This is a genomic window from Micromonospora sp. URMC 107, assembly GCF_051386315.1.
Lineage (GTDB): Bacteria > Actinomycetota > Actinomycetes > Mycobacteriales > Micromonosporaceae > Micromonospora.
Genome location: NZ_JBPQTK010000061.1, coordinates 24493 through 33695, shown reverse-complemented (window position 1 = coordinate 33695; position 9203 = coordinate 24493). Strand labels below are relative to the sequence as shown.

Here is a 9203-nt window from a genome sequence, read left to right as displayed (position 1 = left end):
CGGGCGGCCGTCGGGGCGGGCGTTCCGCCGGGCCGTCGGGCGTCCCGCCGCGCAGGTGGCCGGACCCGACCAGGGTCTCCGCCACCGGGCCGGACAGGCCCCGCCGGGCGTGTCGCGCCACGATCGTCTCCCGCCGGCCAGGGCCAGGGTGACCGGTCGACCGCGTCCCGCGACGCCCACCGGGCCCCGCCCGCCGGCTCGCGCCCACTACCGGGGGCGCCGCCGGCCGGGTGGTCCGGGCCTGTCGGCGACTGCCGGACACCAACCCGGGGTTCGTCGCGCGCGCCGCGGCGGCCGACGGCCTGCGGGGGCGCAACACCCCCGCCGATGCGTCCCGCCGTGGCTTCCGCACCCTCACCGGGTGTCCGGCGCAGCTCGGTGATCCAGTCGACGAGCGGGTCCTCGGCGCCGGTACGCGCGGTTGCGCCGACGCCGGCCACCAGCACGCCCCGCCGACGCTGACCACCACGCACCGCCCCGGCTATCAGCACCACCGTCACCAGGACCGAGAGCACCACCAGCGCGTACGGGGCGGTCACCTCGGTCCCGCCGATCCCGGCCACGGCTCGGTCAGGACCGGTGGCACCGGTACGGCCCGCTCCCGCAGCAGCGTGGCGAGCGCCGGTGCGGCGAGATCCGGCCCGCGTCCGCGTACCCAGGCGGGGACCGCAGTGACCAACCGGTCCGGGCCCTCGGGCAGGAGCAGGCAGACCGATTCCAGCACCCGCCCCTCGGCGCCCCGGCGCACCTGGAGCAGCACCTGGAGCGCGGCGGCCACCTGGGCGTGCAGCGCGGGGCGGGGCAGCCCGCCGAGCATCCCGAGGGCCTCCAGCCGCGCCGGCACGTCCGACGGGGCGTTGGCGTGCAGGGTGCCGGCGCCTCCGTCGTGGCCGGTGTTCAGGGCGGCGAGCAGGTCGACCACCTCACCGCCCCGGCACTCGCCGACGACCAGCCGGTCGGGCCGCATCCGCAGCGCCTGCCGCACCAGGTCGGTCAGGCCGACCGCGCCGGAGCCCTCCACGTTGGCCGTCCTCGCCTGCAACCCGACGACGTGCGGATGCCGGGGATGCAGCTCCGCCGCGTCCTCCACCAGCACGATCCGTTCGGTGGCCGGGACCAGTCCGAGCAGGGTGTTCAGCAGCGTCGTCTTGCCCGAGCCGGTGCCGCCGGTCACCAGGTACGCCAGCCGGGCCGCCACCACGGCGGAGAGCACCGGCGCCACCGGTCGGGGAACCGTCCCCTGGCTCACCAACTCGTCGAGGGTGAAGGGCCGCTGCCGGAAGGTCCGCAGGGACAGGTAGGGCCCGTCGGTCGCCACGGGCGGCAGCACCGCATGCAGCCGGGTGCCGTCGGGAAGCCGGGCGTCCGCGTACGGGGAGCCGTCGTCGAGCCGTCGGCCGGCGCTGGCGGTGAGCCGCTGGGCGAGCCGGCGTACGTCGTCCACCGTGCCGAGCGGCACCGGGACCTGGTGCAGGCCCCGCCCCCGGTCCACCCAGACCCGGACACCGTTGACCAGCACGTCGGTGACCTCCGGGTCGGCCAGCAGCGGGGCGAGCGGACCGGCACCCACCAGGTCGTCGTGCACCTGGTCGGCCATCCGCAGCACGGCGGTGTCGCCGAGGACGGCAGCGGTGGGCTCCGCCCGTACGGCGGACACGATCGCGGCCGGAGTGACCGGGGCCGCCGCGGCCGCGATGCGCTGTCGCACCCGGGCGGCGAGAGTCTCCCCCTCCGACGGCCCGGTCATGCCGCACCCGCCGCCGGCGCGCCGGTCAGCTCGGCCACGATCCGCTGGCAGAGCCCGGCCAGCGGCCCCCGACCGTGCGCGGCCGGAGCCTCGCCCCGCTCCAGCCCACGGGCCAGCGCCGGTTCCGGGCGCAGCGTGCCGGCCAGCGGGAGCCCCAGCGCCCGGGCCACCTCCGCCGCTCCGAGCCGGCCCGGTGCCGGACCGCGCACGATCACCGCCATCGCGGCGCAGTGCGGGGCGGCGGCCGCCACCACCCGCGCCGCCGCAGCGGTGGCCCGCAGCTCGGCCGGGACCACCACGTAGACCTGGTCCGCCGCCTGCAACGCGGTCACGGCCGCGTCGTCCAACTGCCGGGGCAGGTCCACCACCACGAAGTCCCGGCCCCGCCGGGCGGCGTCGACGGTCGCCGCCATCGCCTCAGCGGGAAGGGCGAGCAGGTCACCCCGGTCCCAGGAGAGCACCACCAGATCGCCCCGGCTCGGCAGGGCCCGCACCAGCGCCGGCGCGTCGACCCGACCGTCGGCGCCGGTCAGCGCCGGCCAGCGCAGCCCTTCCAACTGCTCCCAGCCGAGCACCAGGTCGAGCCCGCCGCCGAGCGGGTCGGCGTCGACGAGCAGGGTGCGCAGCCGCGCCCGGGCGGCGGTGACGGCGAGCCCGCCCGCCAGGATGCTCGCTCCGGCCCCGCCCCGCCCGCCCAGGACGGCGACGATCCGGCCGCCGCCCCGCTCGACGCCCTCCGGCCCGCACTCGGCGAACCGGTCGACCAGCCAGGGCTCGGCGGCCGGCAGCGTCGCCACGTGCTCCGCGCCGATCAGCTCGGCGACCTGCCAGCCGGGATCGAGCTCCCCGGACCGGCCCACCAGCACCATCCGCGGCCGCTGCGGCAACCGCGCCCGCAGGCAGGGCTGGGCCTGGTCGGCGCCGACCAGCACCAGCGGGGCGGGCAGCCAGCGGGTACGGGCCGCAGCGGGGTCGGCGGCGACCTCCACCTCGACGCCGCCCGCCGCGGCGAGCCGGAGCAGGTCGTCGAGCAGGTCGTCGTCCGAGGTGACGAGCAGCGGCAGGGGCCGGTGCGGCGGGACGGAGGTACGGGGTGGCATCGCGGCCTCCAGCGGTGGACTCGGGGTTGCTGACCCGAGACCCTGCTCCGGCGCCACGCCGGTCGCCGCCCCGTCCCCACAGCCTGTGGACAACCGCGCGCCCTGTGGACAACGCCCGCCGAGCGAATCGATCTGCTATGCGCGAACGCGGACAGTGCTGGACCGTGTCGGAGCCTGAGAACGCGTGGGTGCCGCACCGCCACGACTGCTGCGAGCCGTACAGGCGTGGCGCCGAAAGCCGATGCGAGTAGCGCGAATGCAAGCGAAGCCGGCCGCCCGAGGGCAGCCGGCTTCTGGTGCCGGGACCGGACTGTCGATCAGGAAACGGTGCGGTTGCCCCTGTCGTAGGCGAGTTGGCGGAGCGGGGCGAGCGCGTCGGCGGGAAGCTCCGGGGTACGCATGTGCTCTCCGCTACTCCTTGCTCAGGTTGACGATGACGCCTTGGTCGGCGCAGGCAGTCTGCAAGCCCGACATGTGCGTGCCCATCGGACCGATGTACGCCAGGGCGCCCAACTCCTCGCCCTTGGGAAGCTGGTTGATCTGCCATGCGAGGTCCATGAGGGCGGTGCCGTGTTCGCGGATCTTCTCGTGGCGGGAGTCCTCGAACACCTCGCGTGCCTCCCGGTACTGCGCCTCGGTCATCTTCGCGTCTTCACCGGCGTCCTCGCTGCCGTCGGCGTTCTTCCCGTCCCGCAGGGCCTTGCACGCGGCCACCCCCGAGTCTTCCTTGATGTACCCGTCGTACACGGCGTAGGCGGCGGTGACGAGCATCAGCGCGGCGACGGCGCCGCCGACTGCGACGATGAGCGGTTTGAAGCTCTTGGCAGGCGGGGCCGGTGGCGGCTGCTGGCCGAACTCGGGGGCGGGCTGGTACTGCTGCGGCAAGCCGTCGGGCTGCTGCGGGCTGCTGCTGTAGGCGTCGCCGGCGTACGGCTGCTGGTTAGTCACGGTGAAGCTCCTCGCATGGTGTTCGGCCTGGTCGATCGTGGTTGTGGTGGGAGGCGTTGTCGCGCCCGCTGTCGGGTAGGCGACTGCGGGTGTGACCGGTCAGGCGACCCCGCCGCTGTCGCCCTGTTCCGTGGCCGGTGAGAAAGCGGCCGTCCCGGAACAGGACGAAGCTCGGGGCGTGGTCGCTGGGGCCCCTTCTGCACCTTCCGTGACGAGCAGCGGCACGGGCCGGTGCGGGCAGACCGGAGCTCCGGGAACGCATCGGCGGCGTGGCTCCGGGTTGCCGGCGAATCGATACTCTGCGTTTCATGCACCGCAGCCGCCTATACGCCATCCTGATAGACGCTCCTCAGGCGGAGGCCGCTCAGGCGGCGGCCTTCTGGTCGGCCGCCCTCGGCGTGCCCGCCGAGCCCGACGCCTCGTATCCGCAGTTCATCGAGCTGCACGACGCCCTGCCCGGGCTGGTCGCCGCCGTGCAGGCCGTCGACGACGCGCCCCGCTTCCACCTCGACTTCGAGACGGACGACGTCGAGGCGGAGACTGCCCGACTGCTCGCCCTGGGTGCCACCCAGGTCGCGCGGTGGCAGGAGTGCCGCGTGCTGCGCGTGCCCGGCGGGCACCTGGTCTGCGTCCTGCCGGTGGAGAGCCCTCCGGAGGTCTTCGACGCCCAGGCCAGGACCTGGCCGTGACGGGGTGCATGCCTGAGCGACCGACAGCCCGGTGGCGGCGCTACGTCGAGGAGCAGACCGCCCAACTCCGAGTGGGGACCTTGCAGGAACCAGAGGAAGCCTGGGCCTTGTCCGACTTCTCAGGCTCACTCATCACCGCCACAGAAGCAGCGTTGGCCGACTTCGAGCGGCGGCTGGTGCAGATCGACCCGGAATCCGACGCCGCCGTCCTCAGTGTGGTGCAGCACGTCGTCCTCGCCCTCAATGTTGTCAACGAGGACCCGGCAAGCCCCACCTATGACACCGATGGGCGTGAAGACCTCTGCGGATACATCGACGATGCGCTCACCAGTGCTGGCGTCGATGTCCCAGCATTGGCCGCCAGACACGGCCGACAGCCATGGGAGATCACTGATCAATGGCGTGACTGGTAGCCAACGCGCGGCGGTGCCCATGGACGGCCGGAGGCCGCCGTGCGGGCGGAGCATCGGGCGATCGTGTGTGCCGTCGTCGGGACGAGGGGTGCGCTGGGGCGACTGCCGTGGGAGGCGGTCGACCAGGAAAGGGACGACCCCCGTCGGGGGGATGCGGACACAAGCTGTCGTCTGCTGTCAGCTGGTGCCAGCCCGCGTCTACGAGCAGGTACCCGGCGTCGTCCGTCGACGTTCGGATCCGACCCGCATCAAGGCTTTGGCTGCCTTTTGGCTGCCTCGCTGCCTGACGTGCTTGCTGGCCTACTGCTGACTCCGCTGTCCTCAGCACCGGCCCGGGAGAAGCGCGTAATGAGTTCCTGGGGCTCCGGACCTGGCCAGCCGCCGGGCCACGGGGCTGGGCGCCAGAACTGATACCAATGCTGACGGTCGATTCGGCTGCGTTGCCACCAGCGACGGCCAAGGCCGAGGTCTTCGCGTGCGCTGAGGACAAAGTCGCGCTGGGCGAGTCCGAGCGTTCGGAGGCACTCAGCGAACTCTGCAGCGTTCTTCTGCCAGCGGGCCTCGGCTTCTCGCAGATCCTTGAGCCGCCGCGTCAAGAACGCAGACCGGTGCATCACGGTGACAAGCTCCGGCCTGGTGTCGGCCTGCACGAGTGCCCATTGGTGGTAAGGTGCAGGCCTCCCCGTGGGCACGGTCTCGTACAGGTAACCGATCAGCGCCGTGATCTCCTCGGCCACCTTCCGCGGCATTGGATTGCCGACGATGCGGACTTCGCCTAATGCGCCGAGCAGGCTGGCCGCACACGCGCGGGCTCCGTTGAGCTCGCGCACTAGCGTTGGCCGCATCTGGATCATCTGGGCGCGAGTGGTAACGGCGGCTTCGAGGGTGAGCAGTTGATGGGCCCAGGTCATGGCGTCCAGCGAGGCGCGCTGGAAGGCCACGTACGCCAACCGGCGCTGTTCTCGGTTGGCGTGGCTCCGCCGCTGGGCAGGCGGCACCGCACCGGCAGCGGCCTTGATTAGCGCGGAGGAGCCACCGAGCACAGACGTGACCGCGGCGGGAGTGACGATGGCATCCATGACCGTCCGATCTTCGCACCCGACAGCAAGGCCCTGGAGACGTCAGGTCAGCACCGCAGGTGTCTCACGCCCTGAGCGACCGTCGAGCTGGAAGGCATGACATCTCGTTTACAAGCTCTGTGCGCCTCGTCCGGCCTCGTCCGTCCGCGTTCGCGACCTCGGGCGGTTTCCGCACGCTTCCGCCTACGGGCGCCCTCGTCCACGCCGGTTGCTGTCGCCGTTGCTGTCGCCAGCTCCACCCGATCCAGGCTGTCGTTCCAAGTCCATGACCCGTTGTGGTGCCCGTTCGTGCAGTTCCGCTGGAAGTAAGGGCCCCGGCCTGCGGACCTCTCACGCCGGCCCTGACAGAGCTCCTGAACTGCTGAAACGTCTTCCACCGGTTGCCGGTATCTTTCGTCGTTACTCGCGCTCAGATATTCCGAATCTGTGCCTGGTGATCATGGCGGAGCTAGCCCAGCGTCGCGTCATCTGAGCTCACTGGTGGCCAACCTCCGTCGGGTGGCGTGGCGCCGACACAGGGCTGACGACGTCCCGCCTCTTTCCCGTTCGTCGAACGTCCAGGAGGCGCGCACATGGGAACACGTGCGGTTCACAGCAGACACGTAATACCTAGCCGCGACACGTAGAGAGGTTCAGTCACACGTATAACTTGCCAAACACACGTAGCTTGCGTAGTGTTCACGGTCGTCGGACGTCACGGAGGCGTCCCAATCCCCCTTTAGGAGACGAACGTGGCGACGGCAACTACCCCCGGGCTCGCCCTCCCTCTGGAGGTCCTCAACGTCGCGCAGGTCGACGACGCCGGAGGCGAGCACATCGAGTGCCAGATGACCGGGGCCTTCCTGGTGGACCTGCACAAGAGCGGGCTGCTCACCCTCACCGGCAACATCCGCCCGGCCCACATGGAGGGCAAGAAGCTCGTCGGCAAGACCAAGACCAAGGTCAACAAGTGGACCCAGGAACTGCTCGCCAACGAGGCGATCATCGGCAACATCTCGGTGCGGCTCGATCCCACCAAGTCCGACTACGACATCTGGTTCGATGACGAGACCGGGCAGACCAACCTCACCATCAACGATGGAGTGCTGGACTGCGCCGTCGACTCCCTGTCCCGCATCAAGGCGATCCTGGCGGCGGCGGACAACCCGCTCGGCAGCTTCAAGCTCGGCACCCGCTTCCAGGTGCGGATCTGGCTGCTCAACGACGCGGACGCCAAGAAGGTCGCCACCATCTACAACACGCGCGGCGATAAGGTCAACGACTCCGCCGCGAAGTTCGCCTACTCCGAGACGAAGGAGCAGGAACTGGCCCGACGCCTGGTCAACGGCAGCCAGCACCTCGGCCAGGACAACATCGAGGTGCTGGCCAACTCCGTATCGGCCAGCTCGCACAAGTTGACTGCCTACAACACGATCAGCCAGGCGATCGAGACGTACTGGAAGGGCGGACCGGTCACCCAGGCCGACGTCGAGGCCCAGTCGAGCTGGCTGATCAGCGCGTGGGACTCCCTGGTCAAGGTCCGTCCCGAGTTCGGCAAGCTGTCCACGCCGGCACGCCAGGAACAGCGTCGGAAGACGATCGCCGCCAGTGCCGTAGTGATCCACGGCCTCGTCGGGGCCATGTCGGCCATGTACACCGACCACGTGGACCCGGAAGTCGCGTTCAAGGCTCTCGCCGCCACCGACGAGGAGGACTTCTTCGCCTGGGACAACCCGGCGTGGCAGGCCGCGGGCATCGTCACGCCCAGCGGGTCCGGCAAGGGCACGCTGGGAACGCGCAACAGCTTCCCGGCAAAGCGGGCGGCCATCCGCGTGCTGTGCGAAGCAATGAACCTGGGCACGGACGACGACGAGTAGTCCAGCGGGCAGCGAGGGCGCGGCCAGCCCACCACCTGGTCGCGCCCTCGCCGCGTCGGGGGATCATCCCCTGATTCAGTGCTTGGCCTTCAGCCGCACTTCCGAGCAGCCTGCGGCTCCTCCTGGGGGGCCGTGACGGAGAAATCGATCGGGAGACGCTGCTCCAACTCGCGAATCTTCGCCTCAGCTACGTCTAGGTACTGCTGCGAGACGTCCACGCCGATGACGCGCCGACCGAGCGTGAGCGCAGCCACGGCAGTGTTGCCTGACCCGATGAAGGGATCAAGGACGACGTCGTTTGCATTAGTCGAGATCGCAATGCAACGCCCCGGCAGCGCCACGGGAAACTGTGCCCCGTGGCCGTCGCCGCCGGACGAAACAGGAATCACCCAGACGTCGGAAAGCTTGTCGCCCTCATATAGCGTGTTGCGGCCGCCGAGGTTGGCGCCGAGCCTGCGGTATGCGCCCTTGTCGAACGTCGGTGCGCGTTGGGTCGAGAGGTGCAGTACGTACTCGAGGTTGCGGCTCACCCGGGAGTTCTGAGGCTCAGGCAAGCTGTTGATCTTCGCCCACGTGATGATGCTTTTGGTGTAGTAGCCGATCCGGCTGGCTCGCTCTGCAACGAGGGCCGGGATACCGCACTGCTCGCCATCCTTGATGTATGAATGCCCGGCGCTGTAGCGGTGGTGCTCGTGATCCCCCCACTTCATCCGGTTGCGGCCATCCATGGCCTGGAGCGCTTCGTAGGCGTTGCCACGAATCTGGGTCCGTGTCATGTAGGTGTCCATGAGGTTCCACCAGACCGACGCTGACTCCGTGAGCACTGGGCGCAGCCGGTGCAGAATCTCGACCGTATGCCGGATGAACCCCTCAGGCGTCTGCTCGTGGCCGAAGGCGCACTCTTCACCATCTGCCCAACGCACAAGGCGGGCGTCCTTGTAGATGCGCATGCCCCAGTACGGCGTCGAGGTGACGACGCACTGGACGCTTGCGTTGGGTAGCGTGCCAACAGCCTGCAGGAAGTCGTCGTGTATGAGCTTCCACTTCCGGTCCTCGGGAAACTCAGTCGCGCACAGGCTGGCGTCGAGCTCAGACAGCAGATAGTCCAGGACGCGGCTACGAGGAACGAAGGTCTCAGAGAACGCGTCCTGGTCGAGGAGCTCGAGGACTTCGTCCACCGTGAGCTTCCTCTTGTTGCCGAAGATCCGTCGGATGAACGACTCGGCCATCCCCACGACGGGTGCCACATCCTCCACGGGGAACGTCTCCGGTCGCCCCTGGTAACTGTCGCGATCCAGCTTCGCGATGGCGGTACGCGGGTAGATGTTCGGCAGCTCAGGGGTCGTCGGCTGAGGCACGCGCCTACGTTGC

Annotated in this window: 8 protein-coding genes; 3 read left to right on the top strand and 5 right to left on the bottom strand. The window is 70.3% G+C overall.

Annotation, left to right across the window (positions count from 1 at the left end):
• Window positions 1-535: 535 nt before the first annotated feature.
• The 3 genes from ACSNN9_RS16010 to ACSNN9_RS16000 form a co-directional block, all read right to left on the bottom strand.
• On the bottom strand, window positions 536-1747 hold the full coding sequence (locus ACSNN9_RS16010; protein WP_436673994.1) for a TadA family conjugal transfer-associated ATPase: 1212 nt from the start codon (window positions 1745-1747) through the stop codon (window positions 536-538).
• Window positions 1744-2847 (bottom strand): septum site-determining protein Ssd, encoded by a 1104-nt coding sequence (gene ssd, locus ACSNN9_RS16005; protein ID WP_436673992.1) that lies wholly within the window; start codon window positions 2845-2847, stop codon window positions 1744-1746. Before ssd ends, ACSNN9_RS16010 begins: the two co-directional genes overlap by 4 nt.
• 411 nt (window positions 2848-3258) lie before the next feature.
• Entirely contained in the window at window positions 3259-3795 is a 537-nt protein-coding gene (locus ACSNN9_RS16000; RefSeq protein ID WP_436673991.1) for a hypothetical protein, read from the bottom strand.
• Between the two features lie 308 nt (window positions 3796-4103).
• Between ACSNN9_RS16000 and ACSNN9_RS15995 the strand changes: the two genes are divergently transcribed.
• The gene (locus tag ACSNN9_RS15995) at window positions 4104-4484 is read left to right on the top strand and encodes a VOC family protein (RefSeq protein ID WP_436673989.1); all 381 of its coding nucleotides are present in this window, start codon (window positions 4104-4106) and stop codon (window positions 4482-4484) included.
• Window positions 4485-4636: 152 nt separating this feature from the next.
• On the top strand, window positions 4637-4897 hold the full coding sequence (locus tag ACSNN9_RS15990; RefSeq protein ID WP_436673987.1) for a hypothetical protein: 261 nt from the start codon (window positions 4637-4639) through the stop codon (window positions 4895-4897).
• A gap of 248 nt (window positions 4898-5145) precedes the next feature.
• Here the strand turns inward: ACSNN9_RS15990 and ACSNN9_RS15985 are convergent, their stop codons facing one another.
• Window positions 5146-5976 (bottom strand): hypothetical protein, encoded by an 831-nt coding sequence (locus ACSNN9_RS15985; RefSeq protein ID WP_436673985.1) that lies wholly within the window; start codon window positions 5974-5976, stop codon window positions 5146-5148.
• A gap of 731 nt (window positions 5977-6707) precedes the next feature.
• Between ACSNN9_RS15985 and ACSNN9_RS15980 the strand changes: the two genes are divergently transcribed.
• Window positions 6708-7832 (top strand): DNA sulfur modification protein DndB, encoded by a 1125-nt coding sequence (locus tag ACSNN9_RS15980; protein WP_436673984.1) that lies wholly within the window; start codon window positions 6708-6710, stop codon window positions 7830-7832.
• Between the two features lie 89 nt (window positions 7833-7921).
• Here ACSNN9_RS15980 and ACSNN9_RS15975 read toward each other — a convergent pair whose 3' ends face one another.
• Window positions 7922-9190 (bottom strand): DNA-methyltransferase, encoded by a 1269-nt coding sequence (locus ACSNN9_RS15975; protein WP_436673983.1) that lies wholly within the window; start codon window positions 9188-9190, stop codon window positions 7922-7924.
• Window positions 9191-9203 lie beyond the last annotated feature (13 nt).

What these genes read in the sequence shown, in the direction of transcription:
- ACSNN9_RS16010 (WP_436673994.1), bottom strand. Translation starts at nt 1,747, where the DNA reads ATGACCGGGCCGTCGGAGGGGGAGACTCTCGCCGCCCGGGTGCGACAG.
- ssd (WP_436673992.1), bottom strand. Translation starts at nt 2,847, where the DNA reads ATGCCACCCCGTACCTCCGTCCCGCCGCACCGGCCCCTGCCGCTGCTC.
- ACSNN9_RS15995 (WP_436673989.1), top strand. Translation starts at nt 4,104, where the DNA reads ATGCACCGCAGCCGCCTATACGCCATCCTGATAGACGCTCCTCAGGCG.
- ACSNN9_RS15985 (WP_436673985.1), bottom strand. Translation starts at nt 5,976, where the DNA reads ATGGATGCCATCGTCACTCCCGCCGCGGTCACGTCTGTGCTCGGTGGC.